The sequence below is a fragment of the Escherichia sp. E13S3 genome, assembly GCF_004212325.1.
GTDB lineage: Bacteria > Pseudomonadota > Gammaproteobacteria > Enterobacterales > Enterobacteriaceae > Escherichia.
In genome coordinates this window covers 174,234-197,225 of record NZ_RHJR01000002.1, presented here as the reverse complement: position 1 = coordinate 197,225, position 22,992 = coordinate 174,234, and the positions used below count along the sequence as shown (strand labels likewise).

Sequence of the window (22,992 nt, the reverse complement as noted above, 5' to 3'; positions counted from 1 at the left end):
TTTAACGCGATGTATTTCCTATGATTAGCGTATTCGATATTTTCAAAATCGGCATTGGCCCTTCCAGTTCTCATACCGTTGGACCAATGAAAGCGGGTAAACAATTTACCGACGATCTGATTGCCCGTAACCTGCTTAAAGACGTGACCCGCGTGGTGGTTGACGTGTACGGCTCGCTCTCTCTGACCGGCAAAGGGCACCACACTGATATCGCCATTATTATGGGCCTGGCAGGGAATCTGCCGGATACCGTGGATATCGATTCCATCCCTGGTTTTATTCAGGATGTGAATACTCACGGTCGCCTGATGCTGGCAAACGGTCAGCACGAAGTCGAGTTTCCGGTTGATGAATGCATGAACTTCCATGCCGATAACCTTTCTCTGCATGAGAACGGCATGCGCATTACCGCGCTGGCGGGCGATAAAGTTGTTTACAGCCAGACGTATTACTCCATCGGCGGTGGCTTTATCGTTGATGAAGAGCATTTTGGCCAGCAGGATAGTGCACCGGTTGAAGTTCCATATCCGTACAGTTCTGCTGCCGATCTGCAAAAACATTGTCAGGAAACCGGGCTGTCACTCTCTGGTCTGATGATGAAAAACGAGCTGGCGCTGCACAGCAAAGAAGAGCTGGAACAGCACCTGGCGAACGTCTGGGAAGTCATGCGTGGCGGTATTGAGCGCGGTATTTCCACCGAAGGCGTGTTGCCAGGCAAATTGCGCGTTCCTCGCCGTGCCGCGGCACTGCGCCGGATGCTGGTCAGCCAGGATAAAACCACCACTGATCCGATGGCGGTTGTTGACTGGATCAACATGTTCGCACTGGCAGTGAACGAAGAGAACGCTGCGGGCGGTCGTGTGGTGACTGCGCCGACTAACGGTGCGTGCGGGATTATCCCGGCAGTGCTGGCGTACTACGACAAGTTTATCCGCGAAGTGAACGCTAACTCACTGGCTCGTTACCTGCTGGTAGCCAGCGCCATTGGTTCTCTTTATAAGATGAACGCGTCGATTTCTGGTGCCGAAGTGGGTTGCCAGGGTGAAGTTGGCGTGGCGTGCTCAATGGCGGCGGCGGGTCTGGCAGAACTGTTAGGCGCAAGCCCGGCGCAGGTGTGCATCGCGGCGGAAATCGCTATGGAGCACAACCTCGGCCTGACGTGTGACCCGGTTGCTGGACAGGTACAGGTACCGTGCATCGAGCGTAACGCCATTGCGGCAGTAAAAGCGGTGAACGCCGCGCGTATGGCACTGCGCCGTACCAGCGAACCGCGCGTCTGCCTCGATAAAGTTATCGAAACCATGTACGAAACAGGTAAAGACATGAACGCCAAGTACCGCGAAACCTCTCGCGGCGGCCTGGCGATGAAGATCGTTGCCTGCGATTAATCGCTCTCCAGAGGCCTCGTTTTGCGAGGCCTCACATTGTTGAGAATGTGCCTGTTGTTTATGTCGGATGCGGCGTAAATGCCTCATCCGACCTACAAAACAGCGCAAATTCAATAGATTGCGATTCTTTTGTAGGCATGATAAGCGTAGCGCATCAGGCAATTTGGCGTTGTCATCAATATCAGATCTCGTTTTGCGAGCCCTCTTCCTGTTTTCTCATCCAGTCGTAGCCTGTTCCGGTGACCAATGTTACCCTTATCGCCTGATCTTTAAGGGGGAATATTGTGGCTGTTCATTTGCTTATCGTCGATGCACTGAATCTTATTCGTCGCATTCATGCCGTGCAGGGTTCACCCTGCGTCGAAACCTGCCAGCACGCCCTTGATCAACTTATTATGCACAGCCAGCCGACCCACGCCGTCGCCGTTTTTGATGATGAAAACCGCAGTAGCGGCTGGCGTCATCAGCGCCTGCCAGATTACAAAGCGGGTCGCCCGCCAATGCCGGAAGAGTTGCACAACGAGATGCCTGCATTACGCGCCGCCTTTGAGCAACGCGGTGTCCCGTGCTGGTCAGCCAGCGGCAACGAAGCCGATGACTTAGCCGCCACGCTGGCGGTCAAAGTGACCCAGGCCGGGCATCAGGCAACCATCGTTTCGACAGATAAAGGCTACTGTCAGCTACTTTCACCTACATTACGTATTCGCGATTACTTCCAGAAACGTTGGCTGGATGCACCGTTTATCGATAAAGAATTTGGCGTTCAACCGCAGCAGTTACCCGATTACTGGGGGCTAGCGGGGATCAGCAGTTCAAAGGTACCGGGTGTTGCGGGGATCGGACCAAAAAGCGCCACGCAGCTGCTGGTCGAGTTTCAGAGTCTGGAAGGGATATATGAGAATCTGGATACGGTTGCCGAAAAGTGGCGCAAGAAATTAGAAGCCCATAAAGAGATGGCGTTTCTGTGCCGTGATATCGCCCGCTTACAGACTGATTTGCATATCGACGGCAATTTACAGCAATTGCGGTTGGTACGGTAACGGCGAGCCGGATGCAAACGATTATCAACACATTGAATTTAATGCACTTATATACCGGATAAGACGCGGCTAGCGTCGTATCCGGCATTATCACATCAGCGCATTTACCAGGCGGTATGGTAAAGCTCTACAATATCCTCAAGCGTTGCTTCACGCGGGTTGCCACCGGTACAAACATCATCCAGTGCCGCCTGCGCCAGTGCCGGAATGTCTTCCTTGCGTACACCAACATCACGCAAATGTGGCGGAATACCGACATCACGGTTGAGAGCAAACACCGCTTCAACAGCGGCATTACGCGCCTCTTCCAGGCTCATACCTTCCACTTTCACGCCCATAACGCGCGCGATATCGCGGTACTTCTCACCGGTAAAGTCAGCGTTATAGCGCATGACATGCGGTAACAGGATGGCGTTCGCAACACCGTGTGGAGTGTTGTAAAACGCGCCCAGTGGATGCGCCATACCATGCACCAACCCTAACCCAACATTCGAGAAGCCCATACCCGCAACATACTGCCCGAGCGCCATTTCTTCTCCGGCATCCTTATCACCAGCAACCGATCCTCGCAGCGCCCCAGCAATGATTTCAATCGCTTTAATGTGCAGCGCATCGGTTAACGCCCACGCGCCACGGGTAATATACCCCTCAATAGCATGAGTGAGCGCATCGACACCCGTCGCAGCTTTCAGCGCTGGAGGCATACCATCCATCATGTCAGCATCAATAAACGCCACCTGCGGGATATCATGCGGATCAACGCAAACAAACTTGCGCCGTTTTTCTTCGTCAGTGATCACGTAGTTAATGGTCACTTCTGCCGCAGTGCCTGCTGTGGTGGGGATTGCCAGAATCGGTACGCTGGGTTTATTGGTCGGGGAAAGCCCTTCCAGGCTACGCACATCGGCAAACTCCGGGTTGTTGCTGATAATGCCAATCGCTTTACAAGTATCCTGTGGAGAACCACCACCAATAGCGATCAGGTAATCCGCGCCGCTATTCTGGAATACACCGAGCCCTTCTTTGACGACAGTAATTGTTGGGTTGGGCACTACACCGTCGTAAATCGCCCATGCCAGCCCTGCAGCATCCATCTTATCGGTCACTTTCGCCACCACGCCGCATTGCACCAGCGTTTTATCGGTGACGATCAGCGCCTTCTGATAACCACGGCGTTTCACCTCATCGGTTAAAGCCCCAACAGCACCCCGACCAAACCATGCCGTTTCGTTCAGAATCATTCTGTTAGCCATCATCCTTCTCCTTGTTGCTTTACGAAATTACTCTTCAATCCGTAACCCATAGGTTTTGAATTTCTCCAGCACTACGGCAATCTCTTCATCGCTCAGCGCTGGCACCGGGTCCGTAATCGCCAGGGTCGTCAGGTAAAGTTGCGCCAGCACTTCAACTTCATGCGCCAGCCATAACGCTTTTTCCAGATTCACCTCACAAGCGATAAGCCCATGATGTTGTAACAAAGTTGCCTTACGATTTTTGAGAGCCAGCGCAACATGTTCAGAAAGTTCGCGTGTTCCAAAGGTCGCATAAGGCGCGCAAGGAATAGAATTACCGCCAGCCGCCGCAATCATGTAGTGAATAGCGGGGATCGGTCGGTTAAGAATGGAAACTGCCGTGCAGTGAACGGCATGATTGTGAACAACCGCGTTGGCATCTGGTCTGCTTTGATAGGCCGCCATATGGAAACGCCATTCGCTGGAAGGAATCTTACCTTCTTCGTATTTGCCGTTGCCATCAACATAGACAATCATATTCTCCGTCATTCTTTCATAAGGAATACCGCTGGGAGTAATCAACATGCCGTTTTCAAAACGTGTGCTGACATTCCCCGCAGTCCCCTGATTTAACCCAAGGCGCGTCATTTCCAGACAGGTTTCAATTATTTCACGGGATAAACGTGTTCTTTCCATCTTTATTCTCCAGATACAGTTCCAGCTCGCCTTGTTGCGTAAAACAGCACCGCAAATGAAGACGGGGTTATTTTTAGTAAGGGGAGGCCACTGAATATCATTGTTCAATAGCCTGATTATCTTTTGACGATTATTATTTTTTTCTTATGCGCTTAATTAATTTCATTTCTACTTTGACTGTTTTTTTGACTGGTCTTTCTTCGATCGCGCTTAACATCATTTCGAACGCTTTTTCTGCCCAGGCATTTTCATCCTGCTGCATTGACCAGACATTGTTGGCGAGAAATCCCAGCATGGGATGTTCATCGAAAGTGCCAATATTGATTTCTGGCGGTACAGCGCCAAGACGGTCGCGAATCGCGCGGACAGCGCCTTCAAGTACAGGTAAAGACGAGGCGATAAATGCCTGCGGGCATCCCTGCTCTTCAATGAGTTTTTCCATAATGACATAGCCGCCTTCCGGAGTATTTACCGGGCCTTCCCGCACCCAATCGCGATGGGTAATCCCTTTTTTTGCCAACGCATTCAAATAACCTGCCAGACGATCGCTGATACTCGGCAAACCGGCATCTCCCAGCAAAAACCATACTGGAGCCTGCCCGGCCTCAAGAATATTTTGCGTCAGCTTTTCTCCGCCAGAAATATTATTACTCTCTACCAATGCGTTATCGGTATATTTAAAATCACGATCGAGTAAAACCATTGGCTTACGAATTTTGCGTAAATGATGCTGCTGATTTTCCAGCGTCGAAGGAACAATAAAAAGACCATCTACATTTCGTGCGATAAATGCTTTCGTCAATTTATTTTCATAGTCAACATCATCATAAGTACAACTGATCGTAAGTTGATATCCGGAACGTCGACAGCGTTGTTCGAGTTTTTCTGCCAGCGTAGCAAAAAAGACGTTGGATATGTTGGGAACAATCAACCCTAATGTATCAGTTTTGTTAAGCTTAAGGCTGCGAGCGGAATGATTAATGATATAACCATAGCGTTCAACATATTCATTGATACGCGTTTGGGTTTTGACGCTGATTCGATATTGTTCCGCTTTTCCATTTAGCACCAGTCGCACGGTCGTAACCGATAAATTCAGGTCGCTGGCTATCTGCTCTACTGTTTTAGCCATAGGTATTTCCCAGTTAACATCCAGACGTCAAATCACAATCATAAAAGTATTTTCAACTTTTGTCTTATTGCATCAGTTGGTTAACCGCCTGTTGTTGCTCCCAAAGCGTCAGGTAAACCCGGTATTTACGCTCTAAAAATTCACGGCGTTGTGGATTTACCTGAATAACCTCTCCGGCTTCAACCATTGCTTTACACGCAGATGTAAAATCCCCCCATGCGCCGCTGGCAACAGCGCCGCTAATTGCTGCGCCCAACGTAACGGCATCTTCTTCTTGCATCAGGTGGATATCGCAGCCTGTCACGTCTGCATATTCGCGTAGCCATAAAGGGTTGTGCGTTGCACCACCACATAATGTTAATCGGGTAATGGTATGCCCATTTTCCCTGAGAGTTTCAATAATATGTCTGGTGCCAAAGGCTATTGCCTGTAAAGTCGCAAGATAAAGCCGCGCGAGCTGATTTTCACCACGCTCCAGTGTTAAACCATAAACACTGCCTCTGGCATCGGGCCGCGCTCGTGGCGAACGGTTGCCGTGATGATCGGCAAGCACATGTAAATTTCGTGTGGGTTCTGACTCGTTAGCTTCCAGGGCGGCTACCCATTCATTAATCAGTTGAATTGGATGACACCCGCGTTGCTGCGCCTTGTTAAAAAGATTTGCGCTTGCCCCGGACTCCTGAAGCGTCCACTCCACCAGCGCCCCTGCGGCGCTTTGCCCGCCTTCAGTTAGCCAGTAATTTGGCAACATGGCCGACCAGTATGGCCCCCAGACGCCAGGGGTGAATATTTCTTTTTCACTGCACAACATATGGCAATTCGACGTTCCGCTTATCAATGCCAGCGTTCCTGATGGCTGCGCGCCAGCCAGCGCCATGCCACCGGCATGGGCATCAATCAAACCACTGGCCACGATAACATTGGTCGTTAATCCTAATTCTTCAGCAGCTGTGGCAGTTAAAGTTCCCACGGCAGCGCCAGGCGGAAGAATTTCGGCGGGAATTCTTTCGAGCATGTCGGTCAGGTCTACCGATTCCAGTAAGCTATGGCTAAAGCGTTGTTCATGGGCCAGATAATTCCATTTACACGTTATCGTGCACAATCCCGCGACGTCTCGCCCTGTTGCTTTCCAGACCAGAAAATCCGCCAGATCGAAAAAGCGATGAGCGGCCTGCCAGGTTTGCGGTAGATGCGTCTTCAACCAACGTAACTTTGGTAACTCCATCTCGACGCTCACTTCGCCGCCAACGTAGCGCAATGCGGGATCCTTCGTTGCGTTAATCTGTGCCGTCTCGACAGTTGCACGATGATCCATCCACATAATAATGTCGTGATTCGCAGATCCACCGGGCGAAACCGCTAAACCCTGGCCTTGTTCATCAAGAACAACCAGCGAGCAGGTAGCGTCAAAACCCAGTGAGCGAATTGCGGAAATGGGGATGCCTGCCAAAGCTGTCGCCTCTTTCACCGTTTTACAAACTTGTTGCCAGATCTCCGCCGAAGACTGTTCGACACGCTCGCCGCCAGGGCGAAACTGGGAGACGGGCGCAGTAGCGAATGCCAGCCTGTGGCCACTGGCACTGTAAACGCCTGCCCTGACACTGGCCGATCCGACATCGACACCGAGAAAATAACCGTTGTGCATAAAGCCTCCCTGACGCTGGAGATAACGGGGATGAAAATTCATCCCCAATTTTTTTATTTCTTACCGAATGGGTGCAGGAGTTTGTCGATTTCTGGCGTGTTAATATTCTCGGCATTAACAAATTTCACGGGAATATCGATCTCTTTTTCAACGGCTTGCCCCGAAAGGGCCGCGTTCAACGTTTTGATCCCTTGATAGCCAATCTGGTATGCATCCTGAACAACAAAGCCCTGAATGACGCCGTTCTTCAGGAAGTTAATAATCGCTTCCGTACTATCAAAACCAATGACTTTCACCTTACCTTTCAGATTCTGGCTATCAATGGCATTCGCCACCCCGAGCGTTGAACCTTCATTGGTGCCATAGATCCCAGCAAGATCGGGATTGGCCTGAATCATATCGATAGTTTTATCCATCGCTTTTTGCGGGTCACCATCGCTGTACTGAACGGATAATACTTTGATGTCAGGATATTTTTCTTTCATACGCTCCATGAAGCCTTCCGAGCGTTCAATAGCGGAAGATGTTCCTGCAACGTGCGCGATAATCCCAACTTTCCCTTTATTATTTACCTGCGCGGCTAAGGCATCAGCTGCCTGAGCGCCTGCTTTACGGTTATTGGTGGCGACAAAACTCACCGGAATGTCTGAATTGATGCCTGAATCAAAGGTCACCACTTTGATACCGCGTGAATTTGCCGTTTCTACCAGTGGGGCGAGCGCATTCGCGTCGAGGGCTGCCAGAAGCAAGCCATTCGGTTTCTGCGCCATCGCATTTTCGACTAACTGAATTTGCTCGGCTATTTGCGTTTCATCAGCCGGGCCAACATAGCTGGTTTTATCCCCCAACTCTTTAGCCGCAGCTTCAGTTCCCATTTTTACGGTTTGCCAGAATTCATGTTGGAAACCTTTACTAACAACCGGAAGATTTAAATCCTTAGCCAGTGCGCTGGAACTTACGCAAGCCAGCAGAGATAACGCATAGATAAAATGCCTGGTTTTCATTGTTGTACTCCGTTCTGAGTGAATCACCCTTAACGTCAGGGCAGTTGTTTCCCGATAAAACAGGGAGCCTAAGTCAACGAATCTTTTTGCGTAATGTATCGAGGTAAACGGCAGCGACCACAACTACGCCCATCGCGACCATTTGCCAGAACTGGGAGACGCCCATTAAATTGAGGCCATTTTTCAGTACACTCATAATGAAAGCGCCAATGATTGTGCCGCCAATAGTGCCAATACCGCCCATTAAGCTGGTTCCGCCGATCACTACCGCGGCAATAGCTTCCAGTTCATAACCCACACCTACCGTCGGTTGTCCGGAGTTGAGACGAGATGCCAGAATGACACCTGCAATCCCCGTTAATAATCCACAGAAGGCATAGACGAAAATTTTCACACGCTGAACTTTAATACCAGAAAGATGAGCAGCAACTTCATTACTGCCTACGGCATAGACATAGCGACCAATGACGGTTTTCTTCAGGATGTAAGCGCCGACAAGCGCTACAATGACAAGGTAGAAAACAGGATAAGGCAGCACATCAAATAAGCGTCCCTGAGCGAGCGTTTTGAACATCGGGTAATCGGCAAAATAGATGGCGCGCCCGTCAGTCATCACCATATTGATACCTCTGACGGACATCATCAGGCCCAACGTAGCGATAAACGGTGGAATGGTCATTTTAGTGACCAACAAACCATTCACATAGCCGCACAATCCACCGGCCAAAACACCAGCAATAATACACACAGGCAGCGGCAGGCCCAGCGTGGCGCAAATACCTACGGCGACACCAGAAAAAGCCACCACGGAGCCCAATGAAAGATCGATGCCAGCGGTAATAATGACGAAAGTTACCCCAATGGCCATAATGCCGATTACCGACGTTTGTAGAGCAATCGTCATGATATTTTCGGTATTAAAGAAAAAGGGAGAGCTGAAACTAAAAAACAGCACTAATATAATTAAACTAAAAAGAGGCGCAAGGCGCATCAAAAGTTCTTTATTTATCTTTATTTTCTTATTATTACTGTCTGGAGAGGTTACAGAGATAGTCATAATTTAATCCTCTAACGTCGCGTATTGCATGATTTTTTCTTGTGTCGCTTCTTTTGCGCTAATTTCGCCGGTAATTCGACCACTGCGCATCACTAAAATACGGTCGCACATTCCTAACACCTCTGGCAATTCAGAAGAGATCATGATGATTGATTTCCCTTTTGCCACCAGGCGATTCATTAACTCATAGATTTCCAGTTTGGCGCCAACATCAATGCCGCGAGTGGGTTCATCGAAGATTAAAATATCAGTATCTTTACACACCCAACGTGCAATTATAATTTTTTGCTGGTTTCCTCCACTTAGATTTAATGCGGCCTGTTCAAGATTTGGCGTTTTAATCCTTAACGCTTTTACCTGTTCCTCACTGGTTTGTTGGCAACGACGCGAATCGACATTTCCCAAACGATCGGAATACTCAGGGTAGTTTCCTAACATAATATTTCGTTCAACAGATAAATTCAGCGCCAGCCCTTCTTTTTTTCGGTCTTCCGTTAAATAGCTTATCCCTTGCTGAATAGCATCCGAAATATCTTTAATAACGGTTTCCTTACCATTTAATTTTAGCGTTCCGCTGTCAATGGAGTCCGCACCAAAAATCGCACGCGCAAGTTCAGTACGCCCCGCCCCCATCAGTCCGGCAAAGCCGAGGATCTCGCCACGATAAAGCGTAAAATTAATATCGTTCAGTACGCCTTTGCGCGTCAGTCCGTTGACCTCCAGGACCGGCATCCGCTGCTGTAAGGCCTCGCGGCGGGGATAGATATTCCCTAAATCGCGACCAACCATCATGGCAATTAGATCGCTGATTTTTACGCACTCATAATCCACCGTGCTGATGTACTGACCATCTCGCATGACTGTCGCGCGGTCGGCAATTAGCGCCAACTCCTCCAGACGGTGGGAGATATACACAATGCCGGTCCCCTGCTCTTTCAATAACCGGGTGACGCGAAACAAGCTTTCAATTTCAGTTTCTGTTAACGCCGCAGTAGGTTCATCCATAATGAGAATCCTGGCGTTAACCGAAATGGCCTTGGCAATTTCTACCATCTGCTGTTGAGCTACCGTCAGGTCAGCAACCAGAGTATCTGGTTTGATCGCCAAATTTAATTTTTGCAAAATTTCAATCGTCGCCTGGCGTTGCTGTTTTTCATCCAGACGCCAGCGATTTTTTTTACAAAACTCCCTGCCGATAAAAATATTTTCTTCTACTGTAAGCTCGGGGAATAAATTAAATTCCTGGTGAATAATAGTAATACCTACGTTTTGCGCACTTAACGGATCAGAAAATGAGACTGTTTTATCTTCAAAAATTATTTCACCTTCATCAGGTTGATAAACCCCCGACAAAATTTTCATTAAGGTGGATTTTCCTGCACCATTTTCACCTAATAATGCATGAACCTCGCCCCGGCGTAGGGTAAATTGCACGTCATTAAGCGCCAACACTCCAGGAAAGCGTTTGGTGATATGCTTCATTTGCAAAAATGTTTCAGACATTGCAGCTTTCCTCAATAATCAGAAACTGAAAATGTGAAGTACGGCATAAACGTCGCTACTAAGCCATCTCCACTATGATACGAATAACGCTCGAATAGACATTCATCGCATCAATTTATTCTTCGCATTTTGCTAACTCGAGTTAGCGATCGCCTTTTAAAGCTATTTTAGGTATACAAATTAGCCAAATCATTTGAGCTAAAACTGTGATGCATAACCATTAAAATCTTATAACTTAATGATTAATAAAAATATTATTTTTCACACTGACAAATAACAATTTGACAGAGATCGAATTTTAACCACTTCTCGTGAACCCCCTCACATTTCAACAACAAAAAAGTTGTGTATAAAAAGCCTATAAACCTAAGCTAACTCGAGTTAGCAAATAATGACCAATACTACTGCTTCGGTGGTTTCCTTTCTCCGCCTTAGCAGAGCGCCAATAAAGCGAGATGAGGAATCCTGATGAAAATTAATACGTTACCGAAAATTGGTATCCGCCCGGTTATTGACGGTCGTCGCATGGGTGTTCGTGAGTCGCTTGAAGAACAAACAATGAATATGGCGAAAGCCACGGCCGCACTGCTGACCGAGAAACTGCGCCATGCCTGCGGAGCTGGCGTCGAGTGTGTCATTTCCGATACCTGTATCGCGGGTATGGCTGAAGCCGCTGCTTGCGAAGAAAAATTCAGCAGTCAGAATGTAGGCCTCACCATTACGGTAACGCCTTGCTGGTGCTATGGCAGTGAAACCATCGACATGGATCCAACCCGCCCGAAAGCCATTTGGGGCTTTAACGGCACTGAACGCCCCGGCGCTGTTTACCTGGCAGCGGCTCTGGCAGCTCACAGCCAGAAAGGCATCCCGGCATTCTCCATTTACGGTCATGACGTTCAGGATGCCGATGACACATCGATTCCTGCCGATGTTGAAGAAAAACTGCTGCGCTTTGCCCGCGCCGGTTTGGCAGTCGCCAGCATGGAAGGTAAAAGCTATCTGTCGCTGGGCGGCGTTTCGATGGGTATCGCCGGTTCCATTGTTGATCACAACTTCTTTGAATCCTGGCTGGGAATGAAAGTCCAGGCGGTGGATATGACCGAACTGCGTCGCCGTATCGATCAGAAGATTTACGACGAAGCCGAACTGGAAATGGCGCTGGCCTGGGCTGATAAAAACTTCCGCTATGGCGAAGATGAAAATAACAAACAGTATCAACGCAATGCCGAGCAAAGCCGCGCTGTTTTGCGCGAAAGTTTACTGATGGCGATGTGTATCCGCGACATGATGCAAGGCAACAGCAAACTGGCCGATATCGGTCGCGTGGAAGAATCACTTGGCTACAACGCCATCGCTGCGGGCTTCCAGGGGCAACGTCACTGGACCGATCAATATCCCAATGGCGACACCGCCGAAGCGCTCCTCAACAGTTCATTTGACTGGAATGGCGTACGCGAACCCTTTGTCGTGGCGACCGAAAACGACAGTCTTAACGGCGTGGCAATGCTGATGGGCCACCAGCTCACCGGCACCGCTCAGGTATTTGCCGATGTGCGTACCTACTGGTCACCAGAAGCAATTGAGCGTGTAACAGGGCATAAACTGGACGGACTGGCAGAACACGGCATCATCCATTTGATCAACTCCGGTTCTGCTGCGCTGGACGGTTCCTGTAAACAACGCGACAGCGAAGGTAACCCGACGATGAAGCCACACTGGGAAATCTCTCAGCAAGAGGCTGACGCTTGCCTCGCCGCTACCGAATGGTGCCCGGCGATCCACGAATACTTCCGTGGCGGCGGTTACTCTTCCCGCTTCCTTACCGAAGGCGGCGTCCCGTTCACCATGACTCGTGTCAACATCATCAAAGGCCTGGGACCGGTACTGCAAATCGCGGAAGGCTGGAGCGTGGAGCTACCGAAGGATGTGCATGACATCCTCAACAAACGCACCAACTCAACCTGGCCAACCACCTGGTTTGCACCGCGCCTCACCGGTAAAGGGCCGTTTACGGATGTGTACTCGGTAATGGCGAACTGGGGCGCTAACCACGGCGTTCTGACCATCGGCCACGTCGGCGCAGACTTTATCACTCTCGCCTCAATGCTGCGTATCCCGGTATGTATGCACAACGTTGAAGAGACTAAAGTGTATCGTCCTTCTGCCTGGGCCGCGCACGGCATGGATATTGAAGGCCAGGATTACCGCGCTTGCCAAAACTACGGTCCGCTGTACAAACGTTAATACGTTACTCCCTAATGCTATGCCCGGCCGCTCCGGCTACCGGCATGAACAAGCAAGAGTGGATAGCCGGATAAGTGATGTTATCCGGCTATATTTCAGGAGCGATTATGAAACAAGAAGTTATCCTGGTACTCGACTGTGGCGCGACCAATGTCAGGGCCATCGCGGTTAATCGGCAGGGAAAAATTGTTGCCCGTGCCTCAACACCTAATGCCAGCGATATCGCCATGGAAAACAGCACCTGGCACCAGTGGTCTTTAGACGCCATTTTGCAACGCTTTGCTGATTGCTGTCGGCAAATCAACAGTGAACTGACTGAATGCCACATCCGCGGTATCGCCGTAACGACCTTTGGCGTGGACGGCGCTCTGGTTGATAAGCAAGGCAATCTGATCTATCCGGTCATTAGCTGGAAATGTCCGCGAACAGCAGCAGTAATGGACAATATTGAACGGTTGATCTCCGCACAGCAGTTGCAGGTTATTTCTGGCATCGGAGCCTTTAGTTTCAATACGTTATACAAATTTGTGTGGTTGAAAGAAAATCATCCACAACTGCTGGAACACGCGCACGCCTGGCTCTTTATTTCGTCGCTGATTAACCACCGTTTAACCGGTGAATTGACTACTGATATCACGATGGCCGGAACCAGCCAGATGCTGGATATTCAGCAACGCGATTTCAGTCCGCAAATTTTACAAGCCACCAGTATTCCACGCCGACTCTTCCCTCGTCTGGTGGAAGCGGGTGAACAGATTGGTACGCTACAGAACAGCGCCGCAGCAATGCTCGGCTTACCCGTTGGCATACCGGTGATTTCCGCAGGTCACGATACCCAGTTCGCCCTTTTTGGCGCTGGCGCCGAACAAAATGAACCCGTGCTCTCTTCCGGTACATGGGAAATTTTAATGGTCCGCAGCGCCCAGGTTGATACTTCGCTGTTAAGTCAGTACGCCGGTTCCACCTGCGAACTGGATAGCCAGGCAGGGTTGTATAACCCAGGTATGCAATGGCTGGCATCCGGCGTGCTGGAATGGGTGAGAAAACTGTTCTGGACGGCTGAAACTCCCTGGCAAATGTTGATTGAAGAGGCTCGTCTGATCGCGCCTGGCGCGGATGGCGTGAAAATGCAGTGTGATTTATTGTCGTGTCAGAACGCTGGCTGGCAAGGAGTGACGCTTAATACCACGCGGGGGCATTTCTATCGCGCGGCGCTGGAAGGGTTAACCGCGCAATTACAGCGCAATCTACAGATGCTGGAAAAAATCGGGCACTTTAAAGCCTCTGAATTATTGTTAGTCGGCGGAGGAAGTCGCAACACATTGTGGAATCAGATTAAAGCCAATATGCTTGATATTCCGGTAAAAGTTCTCGACGACGCCGAAACGACCGTCGCAGGAGCTGCGCTGTTCGGTTGGTATGGCGTAGGGGAATTTAACAGCCCGGAAGAAGCCCGCGCGCAGATTCATTATCAGTACCGTTATTTCTACCCGCAAACTGAACCTGAATTTATAGAGGAAGTGTGAAATGCTGAAAACAATTTCGCCGTTAATTTCTCCCGAACTATTGAAAGTGCTGGCAGAGATGGGACATGGAGATGAAATTATTTTTTCCGATGCTCATTTTCCCGCCCATGCGATGGGACCGCAGGTGATCCGCGCTGATGGCCTGCTGGTGAGCGACTTGCTCCAGGCGATTATCCCGTTATTTGAACTGGACAGTTATGCACCACCGCTGGTGATGATGGCGGCGGTAGAAGGTGACACTCTCGATCCTGAAGTAGAACGACGTTACCGTAATGCGCTTTCACTACAAGCCCCATGTCCTGACATCATCCGCATCAATCGTTTTGCGTTTTATGAACGGGCGCAAAAAGCCTTTGCGATCGTTATCACAGGCGAACGAGCGAAGTACGGGAATATTCTTTTAAAAAAAGGGGTAACACCGTAATCTCATACCGGTACGCCCGCATGACGTGGGCGGTTATCGAATGATGGGGTGAAAAATATGAAAGCAGCACGCCAGCAAGCGATAGTCGACCTGCTGCTGAACCATACCAGCCTGACCACGGAAGCTCTCTCTGAACAGCTAAAGGTCAGTAAAGAAACCATTCGTCGCGATCTCAATGAATTACAGACGCAGGGTAAAATTCTGCGCAATCATGGACGCGCTAAATATATCAACCGTCAAAATCAAGACAGTGGCGATCCCTTTCACATCCGGCTGAAAAGCCATTATGCGCATAAAACAGATATCGCGCGCGAGGCGCTCGCGTGGATTGAAGAAGGGATGGTGATAGCCTTAGACGCCAGTTCAACTTGCTGGTATCTGGCACGCCAGTTGCCTGACATCAACATCCAGGTCTTCACCAATAGCCATCCGATTTGCCATGAACTCGGTAAACGCGAACGCATTCAACTGATCAGTTCCGGCGGCACACTTGAGCGCAAATATGGCTGTTACGTCAATCCCTCGCTGATTTCCCAACTTAAATCGCTGGAAATCGATCTATTTATTTTTTCTTGTGAAGGGATCGATAGCAGCGGTGCACTGTGGGACTCCAATGCCATCAACGCTGATTACAAATCGATGCTATTAAAACGTGCCGCGCAATCGTTGTTATTGATTGATAAAAGTAAATTTAATCGTTCAGGGGAAGCCCGCATCGGGCATCTGGATGAGGTAACGCACATTATTTCTGATGAGCGCCAGGTTGCAACTTCTTTGGTAACAGCCTGCCGGAAAGGGTAGCAGGCCGGAGACGACGCCCCGGCCTTGCCTGTTATCGTTCGTCGCGACGACCACCCACCGCAGCCCAGATACGACGGACATGCACCGTCACTTCTTCGCGATCGTGATACAACTGACGCGCCTGAATCTGGGCGTTAATGCCATGTTCATCAAGCTGTGCCTGAATGTACGCCAGATTGTGTGATACTTCTTCGTAGCGTTTTTTCATCGGCAATTTAAGGTTGAAGATAGTTTCACGACACCAGCCATTAACCAGCCACTGCGCCATCAAAGCCGCGACCTTCGCCGGTTTTTCCACCATGTCACACACCATCCACGAGATATTGCTACGTGTCGGGCGGAATTTAAAACCATCTTCCCGCAGCCACGTTACTTGTCCAGTATCCATCAGACTTTGCGCCATCGGGCCGTTATCAACGGAGTAAACCCACATGTTGCGCTTCACCAGTTGGTAGGTCCAGCCGCCCGGGCAAGCGCCCAAATCCACCGCCCACATCCCGTTCGCCAGGCGTTCATCCCATTCATCCGCAGGAATGAACACATGAAATGCCTCTTCCAGTTTGAGTGTGGAACGACTTGGTGCATCTGCCGGAAACTTCAGGCGTGGAATGCCCATATAGAACGGCGAGTTATTATTGCTGTAGGAGTAGCCGGTATAACAGCAGCCTGGCGCGATAAAGAACACATGCACCACTGGACGCTTCGGCGTTTCATAGCTCGCCAGGACGCCCGCATCACGCAAGGCAGCCCGTAACGGTACTGTAAACTTGCGACAGAATTTCAGTAACTCTTTACTTTCGTTGGTGTCCGCGACTTCAACGCGAAGTTCGCCGCCCTTCTCTACCACACCCTGCAACATGCCAACTATTGGCGTGATGCGGTCTTCCTGCGGCAAATGCTGGAGCAGTTCTCCCACCACAAACCACTGGCGGGCAAAAATTAATGAACTAAATGGCAGTTCACGGATTAACTTATCGCCATCTTCCGCTTGATAACATTCATAAATCACATAACCCGCATTCTCTTTTACACGGGCAAAACCGAATATTTCCCGCTGCCCGGCTTTATCGGTAATTTCTGCGGCGCACTCTTTTTCAAAGCCCGGACGGCACAACAATACAACTTTATTCATGACTTACGCCCTTGCGCTTTAAACGGATAGCACCAACTAACATTAACGCCCAGCCAGCGAGAAAACTCACACCGCCGACCGGAGTGACAAACGCCCACAAACGCAGATGAGACAGCGCCAGGCAATAAAGGCTGCCGCTGAACAGCACCGTACCTAGCGCCAGAAAGACGCTACTCCAGTAAAACCAGATACTGATGCGACGCTGCATTGCCACCGCCAGACCTAAAATTGCCAGCGTATGAAATGCCTGGTATTCGAGGCCGGTCTGGATCCAGCCCATTTCAACGGCGCCCATGGTTTTACTTAAAACATGCGCACCAAAAGCACCCAGAGCGACAAAAATGAAGCCGCTAATGGCGGCGAAAATCAGCATAAAACGGCTGGTCATGGTCGTACCCTACATAAATTATTGTTCATAACGAAAGCGGAATTTTTCTTGTTCAGCGGCGGCTTTCGCCAGGATCCATTGGCGAAAGGCGGCTATTTTACCCAGTTCTGCCTGGCTGTCATGACATACCAGATAAAAAGCATTTTTACTGACCAATACGTCATTAAACGGGCAAACAAGGCGTCCGGCCTCGATTTCAGATTGCGCCATCACGTTATTTGCCAGCGCCACACCCTGCCCGTGAATGGCTGCTTGTAGCACCATGGCGCTATGGCTGAAGATAGGCCCTTGCTGAACGTTAATATGAGTCAGCCCCAACTGGCGGGTATATGTCTGCCAGTCTCGCCGGGATGCATCGTGTAATAACGTATGTTTAGCCAGATCTTCCGGCGTCTTCAAGGATTTCTCACCGGTTAATAGTAAAGGCGAACACACTGGCAACAGGTATTCGGCGTAAAGCTTTTCCACCCGCAGCCCCGGCCAGTTGCCTCGACCATAAAATATCGCCACATCGACATCATCCGCCAGTTTATCTTCCTGTCGGTCGACCGCCTGGATTCGAACGTCGATTCCCGGATAAGCTGAATTAAAGCTGGAAAGTCGCGGTACCAGCCAGTGGATGGCAAAACTGGGGAGTAAGCTGACCGTCAATGCCCCTTTGGCGCTACGGGCCTGGAGTTTACGCGTCGCTTCGGTTAATTGCGAAAATATCTCTTTGATATCGAGAAAATAGCTTTGCCCTTCCTCGGTCAATAGAAGTGAACGATTACGGCGGCGGAACAGTTTTAGCCCCAAAAAATCCTCAAGGGACTTGATTTGATGACTTACTGCGGCCTGGGTCACAAAAAGCTCTTCTGCTGCACGCGTGAAGCTTAAATGGCGGGCTGCGGCATCAAAAACTCGTAAGGCATTTAGCGGTGGTAATCGTTTAGACATGGCTTTTAAACTTTGATGTTAAATGAATTTAACAATTAGGTCACACCGTGTAACCTATTAGTTTTTTTAATCTGAGCCATTATAAATTGTCCGTTGAGCTTCTACCAGCAAATACCTATAGTGGCGGCACTTCCTGAGCCGGAACGAAAAGTTTTATCGGAATGCGTGTTCTGGTGAACTTTTGGCTTACGGTTGTGATGTTGTGTTGTTGTGTTTGCAATTGGTCTGCGATTCAGACCATGGTAGCAAAGCTACCTTTTTTCACTTCCTGTACATTTACCCTGTCTGTCCATAGTGATTAATGTAGCACCGCCTAATTGCGGTGCTTTTTTTTACCTTGCGATCGCGAATTACTGATCCAGTTCGACCATCTCTTTCACGTCGGTACGGTTGATCTGCTGTTTGTTGCCATTAGCGTCTTTATAAGAAATCATACCGGTTTCATCATCCGTCATCGGCTTACCATCAGATACAATGGTACGTCCGTCGTTGGTGTGCATCACATAGTTCGAACCGGAGCAGGCGCTAAGGGCAAAAGTCAGCATACAGGCAGAGATAATGGCGGCAGTCTTTTTCATTTTCTTCTCCTTAAAGCGATTACTAAATCTTAATAATATTGATTAACAGGCTAAAATTAACGCCTAACACTATTCAGCATATGTTACTGACGCGGCTTCGACAGGATATCCAGACAATTCCGATGGTTAGCACTCACCTTGTATCAAAGTGAATTTTGCGTCACGATCGGCGAATCAAGCCGAGGAGTCTCATGAACGTTTTTAATCCCGCGCAATTTCGCGCCCAGTTTCCCGCGCTACAGGATGCGGGCGTTTATCTCGATAGTGCAGCGACCGCACTCAAACCCGAAGCTGTGGTTGAAGCAACCCGGCAGTTCTATAGCCTGAGCGCCGGAAACGTCCATCGCAGCCAGTTTGCCGAAGCCCAACGTCTGACCGCACGTTATGAAGCTGCTCGGGAAAAAGTAGCGCAATTGCTAAATGCACCGGATGATAAAACTATCGTCTGGACGCGCGGCACCACCGAATCCATCAACATGGTGGCACAATGCTATGCCCGTCCGCGTCTGCAACCGGGCGATGAGATTATTGTCAGCGTGGCAGAGCATCACGCTAACCTCGTTCCCTGGCTAATGGTTGCCCAACAAACCGGAGCCAAAGTGGTGAAACTGCCGCTTAATGCGCAGCGGTTGCCGGATGTCGATTTATTGCCGGAGTTAATTACTCCCCGTAGTCGAATTCTGGCGTTGGGCCAGATGTCGAACGTCACTGGCGGTTGCCCGGATCTGGCGCGAGCGATTACCTTTGCTCATTCAGCCGGGATGGTGGTGATGGTTGATGGTGCTCAGGGCGCAGTGCATTTCCCTGCCGATGTTCAGCAACTGGATATCGATTTCTATGCTTTCTCTGGTCACAAACTGTATGGCCCGACGGGTATCGGCGTGCTTTACGGCAAACCAGAACTGCTGGAAGCGATGTCGCCCTGGCTGGGTGGCGGCAAAATGATTCACGAAGTGAGTTTTGACGGCTTCACTACTCAATCCGCGCCGTGGAAACTGGAAGCCGGAACGCCAAATGTCGCTGGTGTCATAGGATTAAGCGCAGCGCTGGAATGGCTGGCAGATTACGATATCGACCAGGCAGAAAGCTGGAGCCGTAGCCTGGCGACGCTTGCAGAAGACGCTCTGGCAAAACGTCCAGGCTTTCGTTCATTCCGCTGTCAGGACTCCAGCCTGCTGGCCTTTGATTTCGCGGGTGTTCATCACAGCGATATGGTGACGCTACTGGCGGAATATGGTATTGCACTGCGCGCCGGGCAGCACTGTGCTCAACCGCTGTTGGCAGAATTAGGCGTAACCGGCACTCTGCGCGCCTCTTTTGCGCCATATAATACAAAGAGTGATGTGGATGCGCTGGTGAATGCCGTTGACCGCGCGCTGGAATTATTGGTGGATTAATGACGAACCCGCAATTCGCCGGACATCCGTTCGGCACAACCGTTACCGTAGAGACGTTACGCGATACTTTCGCGCCATTGACGCAATGGGAAGACAAATATCGCCAGCTGATTATGTTGGGGAAACAGCTTCCTGCGTTGCCAGACGAATTAAAAGCACAGGCCAAAGAAATTGCCGGATGTGAAAACCGCGTCTGGCTTGGATATAACGTCGCAGAAAACGGCAGGATGCATTTCTTTGGTGATAGTGAAGGACGCATTGTGCGCGGTCTGCTGGCCGTATTGCTGACTGCCGTTGAGGGCAAAACTGCCGCCGAGTTAAAAGCACTGTCGCCGCTGGCATTGTTTGATGAGCTGGGATTGCGTGCGCAACTTAGCGCCTCTCGCAGTCAGGGATTGAATGCGTTAAGCGAGGCAATTCTCGCCGCGGCGAAGCAAGCTTGATGTTACACAGATACTGGTCGGATAAGACACACCAGACGTCGCATCCGACCTAATGTTTACCCCTGACGCGCCGCTTTCGCCATCATCTTCTTCAGCGCATGAGAAACCGCAACAAACCCAAAGGTGGCGGTTACCATTGTCGCGGCGCCAAATCCAGATGCGCAATCCATCCGCTTTGGCCCTTCCGCCGTGGCTTTCATTGCACAGACCGTGCCGTCTGACTGCGGGTACACCAGTGCTTCGGTAGAGAACACGCAATCCACGCCGAGCTTACCTTTACTGTTTTTCACCACGCCGAAATCGCTTTTCAGGCGCTCGCGCAGCTTCGCCGCCAGCGGATCCTGAATCGTTTTCGCCAGATCGGTAACCTGAATCTGCGTCGGATCAATCTGCCCACCAGCGCCACCGGTCGTGACTAGCGGGATTTTATTGCGCCGACAATAAGCTATCAGCGCCGCTTTGGGTCGCACGCTATCAATGGCATCAATTACATACGAATAACCTGCACTCATGTATTGCGCTACGTTATCCGGCGTCACGAAGTCATCTACTACTGTTACACGGCACTCAGGGTTAATCTGGCGAATGCGCTCCGCCATCACTTCCGCTTTTGCCAGCCCGACGTTATCGCGCAGCGCGTGAATTTGCCGATTGGTATTAGTGACACACACATCATCCATATCGATAAGCGTGATTGCGCCAATCCCCGTGCGCGCCAGCGCTTCCGCCGCCCAGGAACCGACACCACCGATACCCACCACACAAATATGCGCATCAGCGAACAGTTGCAACGCTTTTTCACCATACAGACGCGCAGTGCCACCAAAACGCTGACGCCATGCATCACTAATTACAACAGACATAGCACCTCAGAATTAAAAAGGGCGAGGTTATCCCTCACCCTAAACGCATAAATGCCTGATGCGCTACGCTTATCAGGCCTACATAACTCCTACAATATATTGAATTTGCATGATTTGTAGGCCGGATAAGGTGTTCACGCCGCCTCCGGCATGAACAACGCGCACTTAGTTAATAATCAGGATGTGAGGTTATCCCTCACCCTGCCTTATCCGTAAAAACGGCATAAAGAATAACACATCAACCACTAAAGACGTTACCTGCGCCCGGGGCCGTTTTCAGCACCCAAACACGTCCATAGTGATTATACCAACCTGCGCGGTGTCCGGCTTCCGGCCCGATTCCTTGATAGATATCGAAGTGTTGGCCTTTGATTGCACCACCAACATCTAACGCCACCATCAGACGCAGTTCGTACTGACCATTAAATTTGCCGTTATTATCCAGCAGCGGCACTTCTGCCAGCAAGGTTGTACCTGGCGGGATAATGGAACGATCAGAGGCAACTGAAGCGCGACCAACCAGCGGCACCGCACTTGCCCCTTTCACCGGTGCAAAAGACTGCGGTTTAAAGAAGACGAAAGACGGGTTCTGTTCCAGCAGCTCGCGAACTTCGGCTTCACTGTGTGTTTCGCCCCAGTGACGAATCGCCTGCATCGACATATCTTCTTTTTTCACTTCGCCACGGTCGATCAACACCTTGCCAATACTGCGATAGGCATGACCGTTTTTCCCTGCATAGCTGAAAAAGTTAAGCGGACTGCCATCACCAAAATCAATATACCCGCTACCCTGCACATCCATAATGAAGTTATCCATCAGAGAGTTGCTGTAAGCGAGGATATATTTATCACTCAATGCTCCCGCGTAGATCTCCGCGCGAGACGGCAAACGCCCACGTTTTGGCGGCATTCGATAAATAGGATACTGGAACTCGCCCTGACGAGTATGGCGCGCCTGAATCACCGGCGTGTAATAGCCCGTAAACTGCACGTTACCGTAATTATCCGCACCTTCCATCTGCCAGGCGTCAATGCCGAACTGGCGCATATTGCGGGTATCACCGCCTGCACGCAGCCACTCCTGCACGGCGTTATAAACGCTACTCTGATTGCCATACAGACGCGGCGACGCGTTGCGGATATGGTTAATTTGTTCGGCAAAATCACCGGCGTTAATCGGCGCGCCAACAGCATCTGGTTGGTTCACCAGAGAGAAAGGCTGGGTAAATTTCCCGTCTTTATATTGCTGTCCGCGATCGGTTGGTTTGGAGGAGCAGGCGGCCAGTATCGTCACAACCGCGCCCATAAGAAGGTACTTTACCCAACGTCCTTTCATTGTTCTCTTCTTCAGGTTAAAAAATAAGGCGTTAATGAAGATAACAAACCGTCGCCTTTAATGAAATCCGTAGTGTTCCCCGATGCAAATTTTGTACAAAAAATAGACTTCAATGCTTTGTTTTTGTTCAAAATCATACCAAATCCGTGATCAGAGTAAAAAAAAGGTTGCATGAAAACGCGAGCGGAGTATAGTGCGCATCCACGGACGCGGGGTGGAGCAGCCTG

22 protein-coding genes are annotated in these 22,992 nt (G+C 50.1%); 8 read left to right on the top strand and 14 right to left on the bottom strand.

Translation table 11 applies throughout. The features are described from left to right. Positions 1-20 precede the first annotated feature (20 nt). Together sdaB and xni are read left to right on the top strand one after the other, a co-directional pair. Positions 21-1,388, top strand: a complete 1,368-nt coding sequence (sdaB, locus tag D9597_RS02095; protein WP_130207700.1) for an L-serine ammonia-lyase II — start codon at positions 21-23, stop codon at positions 1,386-1,388. Positions 1,389-1,672: 284 nt separating this feature from the next. Beyond that, entirely contained in the window at positions 1,673-2,428 is a 756-nt protein-coding gene (gene xni, locus D9597_RS02090; RefSeq protein ID WP_130221506.1) for a flap endonuclease Xni, read from the top strand. Positions 2,429-2,532: 104 nt separating this feature from the next. On the opposite strand, the gene fucO is transcribed toward xni, so the two are convergent. The 7 genes from fucO to D9597_RS02055 all read right to left on the bottom strand — a co-directional run bounded on the left by fucO (position 2,533) and on the right by D9597_RS02055 (position 10,697). Continuing rightward, entirely contained in the window at positions 2,533-3,681 is a 1,149-nt protein-coding gene (gene fucO, locus D9597_RS02085; RefSeq protein WP_000013588.1) for a lactaldehyde reductase, read from the bottom strand. Positions 3,682-3,708: 27 nt separating this feature from the next. Continuing rightward, a complete protein-coding gene (fucA, locus tag D9597_RS02080; RefSeq protein WP_130221505.1) occupies positions 3,709-4,356 on the bottom strand; it encodes an L-fuculose-phosphate aldolase in 648 nt (215 codons plus the stop codon). 133 nt (positions 4,357-4,489) lie between these two features. Then, positions 4,490-5,488 carry a LacI family DNA-binding transcriptional regulator gene (locus tag D9597_RS02075; protein WP_130221504.1) on the bottom strand — a complete coding sequence of 333 codons (999 nt, stop codon included), beginning with the start codon at positions 5,486-5,488 and terminating at the stop codon, positions 4,490-4,492. 64 nt (positions 5,489-5,552) lie between these two features. Beyond that, the gene (locus tag D9597_RS02070) at positions 5,553-7,133 is read right to left on the bottom strand and encodes an FGGY-family carbohydrate kinase (protein ID WP_130221585.1); all 1,581 of its coding nucleotides are present in this window, start codon (positions 7,131-7,133) and stop codon (positions 5,553-5,555) included. Positions 7,134-7,186: 53 nt separating this feature from the next. Continuing rightward, complete coding sequence (locus tag D9597_RS02065) at positions 7,187-8,137, bottom strand: ABC transporter substrate-binding protein (RefSeq protein ID WP_130221503.1); 951 nt, start codon at positions 8,135-8,137, stop codon at positions 7,187-7,189. Positions 8,138-8,210: 73 nt separating this feature from the next. Further along, a complete protein-coding gene (locus tag D9597_RS02060) occupies positions 8,211-9,194 on the bottom strand; it encodes an ABC transporter permease (protein WP_001352556.1) in 984 nt (327 codons plus the stop codon). 3 nt (positions 9,195-9,197) lie between these two features. After that, complete coding sequence (locus D9597_RS02055; protein WP_130221502.1) at positions 9,198-10,697, bottom strand: sugar ABC transporter ATP-binding protein; 1,500 nt, start codon at positions 10,695-10,697, stop codon at positions 9,198-9,200. Positions 10,698-11,165: 468 nt separating this feature from the next. On the opposite strand from D9597_RS02055, the gene fucI reads away from it, so the two are divergent. The 4 genes from fucI (at position 11,166) to fucR (ending at position 15,692) form a co-directional block, all read left to right on the top strand. Then, on the top strand, positions 11,166-12,941 hold the full coding sequence (fucI, locus tag D9597_RS02050; protein WP_130221501.1) for an L-fucose isomerase: 1,776 nt from the start codon (positions 11,166-11,168) through the stop codon (positions 12,939-12,941). Between the two features lie 107 nt (positions 12,942-13,048). Then, positions 13,049-14,467: an L-fuculokinase gene (gene fucK / locus D9597_RS02045; protein ID WP_130221500.1), complete on the top strand. Its 1,419-nt coding sequence runs from the start codon at positions 13,049-13,051 to the stop codon at positions 14,465-14,467. Between the two features lies 1 nt (position 14,468). After that, entirely contained in the window at positions 14,469-14,891 is a 423-nt protein-coding gene (gene fucU / locus D9597_RS02040; protein ID WP_130221499.1) for an L-fucose mutarotase, read from the top strand. 57 nt (positions 14,892-14,948) lie between these two features. Beyond that, positions 14,949-15,692: an L-fucose operon activator gene (fucR, locus tag D9597_RS02035; RefSeq protein WP_130221498.1), complete on the top strand. Its 744-nt coding sequence runs from the start codon at positions 14,949-14,951 to the stop codon at positions 15,690-15,692. A 31-nt stretch (positions 15,693-15,723) separates the two neighbouring features. Here fucR and rlmM read toward each other — a convergent pair whose 3' ends face one another. From rlmM to D9597_RS02015, 4 genes are all read right to left on the bottom strand, one after another. Beyond that, positions 15,724-16,824 carry a 23S rRNA (cytidine(2498)-2'-O)-methyltransferase RlmM gene (rlmM, locus tag D9597_RS02030; RefSeq protein WP_130214557.1) on the bottom strand — a complete coding sequence of 367 codons (1,101 nt, stop codon included), beginning with the start codon at positions 16,822-16,824 and terminating at the stop codon, positions 15,724-15,726. Beyond that, positions 16,817-17,212: a DUF423 domain-containing protein gene (locus D9597_RS02025; RefSeq protein ID WP_000203905.1), complete on the bottom strand. Its 396-nt coding sequence runs from the start codon at positions 17,210-17,212 to the stop codon at positions 16,817-16,819. The genes rlmM and D9597_RS02025 overlap by 8 nt, the downstream gene beginning before the upstream one ends. Before the next feature lie 18 nt (positions 17,213-17,230). Further along, entirely contained in the window at positions 17,231-18,148 is a 918-nt protein-coding gene (gene gcvA, locus D9597_RS02020) for a glycine cleavage system transcriptional regulator GcvA (RefSeq protein WP_130207706.1), read from the bottom strand. 350 nt (positions 18,149-18,498) lie between these two features. Next, positions 18,499-18,726, bottom strand: a complete 228-nt coding sequence (locus D9597_RS02015) for a YgdI/YgdR family lipoprotein (protein WP_130207708.1) — start codon at positions 18,724-18,726, stop codon at positions 18,499-18,501. Positions 18,727-18,917: 191 nt separating this feature from the next. Between D9597_RS02015 and csdA the strand changes: the two genes are divergently transcribed. Beyond that, complete coding sequence (csdA, locus tag D9597_RS02010; RefSeq protein WP_130214559.1) at positions 18,918-20,123, top strand: cysteine desulfurase CsdA; 1,206 nt, start codon at positions 18,918-18,920, stop codon at positions 20,121-20,123. Continuing rightward, positions 20,123-20,566, top strand: a complete 444-nt coding sequence (gene csdE / locus D9597_RS02005) for a cysteine desulfurase sulfur acceptor subunit CsdE (RefSeq protein ID WP_130221497.1) — start codon at positions 20,123-20,125, stop codon at positions 20,564-20,566. Before csdA ends, csdE begins: the two co-directional genes overlap by 1 nt. A gap of 56 nt (positions 20,567-20,622) precedes the next feature. Here csdE and tcdA read toward each other — a convergent pair whose 3' ends face one another. The 3 genes from tcdA to D9597_RS23170 form a co-directional block, all read right to left on the bottom strand. Continuing rightward, positions 20,623-21,429 (bottom strand): tRNA cyclic N6-threonylcarbamoyladenosine(37) synthase TcdA, encoded by an 807-nt coding sequence (gene tcdA / locus D9597_RS02000; protein WP_000117724.1) that lies wholly within the window; start codon positions 21,427-21,429, stop codon positions 20,623-20,625. A 238-nt stretch (positions 21,430-21,667) separates the two neighbouring features. Next, positions 21,668-22,765: a murein transglycosylase A gene (gene mltA, locus D9597_RS01995; RefSeq protein WP_130214565.1), complete on the bottom strand. Its 1,098-nt coding sequence runs from the start codon at positions 22,763-22,765 to the stop codon at positions 21,668-21,670. 11 nt (positions 22,766-22,776) lie between these two features. Beyond that, a partial coding sequence (locus tag D9597_RS23170; RefSeq protein WP_205712902.1) for a hypothetical protein occupies positions 22,777-22,992 on the bottom strand: 216 nt, incomplete at its 5' end.

What these genes read in the sequence shown, in the direction of transcription:
- D9597_RS02075 (WP_130221504.1), bottom strand. Translation starts at nt 5,488, where the DNA reads ATGGCTAAAACAGTAGAGCAGATAGCCAGCGACCTGAATTTATCGGTT.
- fucU (WP_130221499.1), top strand. Translation starts at nt 14,469, where the DNA reads ATGCTGAAAACAATTTCGCCGTTAATTTCTCCCGAACTATTGAAAGTG.
- D9597_RS02065 (WP_130221503.1), bottom strand. Translation starts at nt 8,137, where the DNA reads ATGAAAACCAGGCATTTTATCTATGCGTTATCTCTGCTGGCTTGCGTA.
- fucO (WP_000013588.1), bottom strand. Translation starts at nt 3,681, where the DNA reads ATGGCTAACAGAATGATTCTGAACGAAACGGCATGGTTTGGTCGGGGT.
- fucR (WP_130221498.1), top strand. Translation starts at nt 14,949, where the DNA reads ATGAAAGCAGCACGCCAGCAAGCGATAGTCGACCTGCTGCTGAACCAT.
- csdA (WP_130214559.1), top strand. Translation starts at nt 18,918, where the DNA reads ATGAACGTTTTTAATCCCGCGCAATTTCGCGCCCAGTTTCCCGCGCTA.
- gcvA (WP_130207706.1), bottom strand. Translation starts at nt 18,148, where the DNA reads ATGTCTAAACGATTACCACCGCTAAATGCCTTACGAGTTTTTGATGCC.
- D9597_RS02055 (WP_130221502.1), bottom strand. Translation starts at nt 10,697, where the DNA reads ATGTCTGAAACATTTTTGCAAATGAAGCATATCACCAAACGCTTTCCT.
- fucK (WP_130221500.1), top strand. Translation starts at nt 13,049, where the DNA reads ATGAAACAAGAAGTTATCCTGGTACTCGACTGTGGCGCGACCAATGTC.
- D9597_RS02025 (WP_000203905.1), bottom strand. Translation starts at nt 17,212, where the DNA reads ATGACCAGCCGTTTTATGCTGATTTTCGCCGCCATTAGCGGCTTCATT.
- mltA (WP_130214565.1), bottom strand. Translation starts at nt 22,765, where the DNA reads ATGAAAGGACGTTGGGTAAAGTACCTTCTTATGGGCGCGGTTGTGACG.
- fucA (WP_130221505.1), bottom strand. Translation starts at nt 4,356, where the DNA reads ATGGAAAGAACACGTTTATCCCGTGAAATAATTGAAACCTGTCTGGAA.
- D9597_RS02070 (WP_130221585.1), bottom strand. Translation starts at nt 7,133, where the DNA reads ATGCACAACGGTTATTTTCTCGGTGTCGATGTCGGATCGGCCAGTGTC.
- rlmM (WP_130214557.1), bottom strand. Translation starts at nt 16,824, where the DNA reads ATGAATAAAGTTGTATTGTTGTGCCGTCCGGGCTTTGAAAAAGAGTGC.
- tcdA (WP_000117724.1), bottom strand. Translation starts at nt 21,429, where the DNA reads ATGTCTGTTGTAATTAGTGATGCATGGCGTCAGCGTTTTGGTGGCACT.
- csdE (WP_130221497.1), top strand. Translation starts at nt 20,123, where the DNA reads ATGACGAACCCGCAATTCGCCGGACATCCGTTCGGCACAACCGTTACC.
- sdaB (WP_130207700.1), top strand. Translation starts at nt 21, where the DNA reads ATGATTAGCGTATTCGATATTTTCAAAATCGGCATTGGCCCTTCCAGT.
- D9597_RS02015 (WP_130207708.1), bottom strand. Translation starts at nt 18,726, where the DNA reads ATGAAAAAGACTGCCGCCATTATCTCTGCCTGTATGCTGACTTTTGCC.
- fucI (WP_130221501.1), top strand. Translation starts at nt 11,166, where the DNA reads ATGAAAATTAATACGTTACCGAAAATTGGTATCCGCCCGGTTATTGAC.
- D9597_RS02060 (WP_001352556.1), bottom strand. Translation starts at nt 9,194, where the DNA reads ATGACTATCTCTGTAACCTCTCCAGACAGTAATAATAAGAAAATAAAG.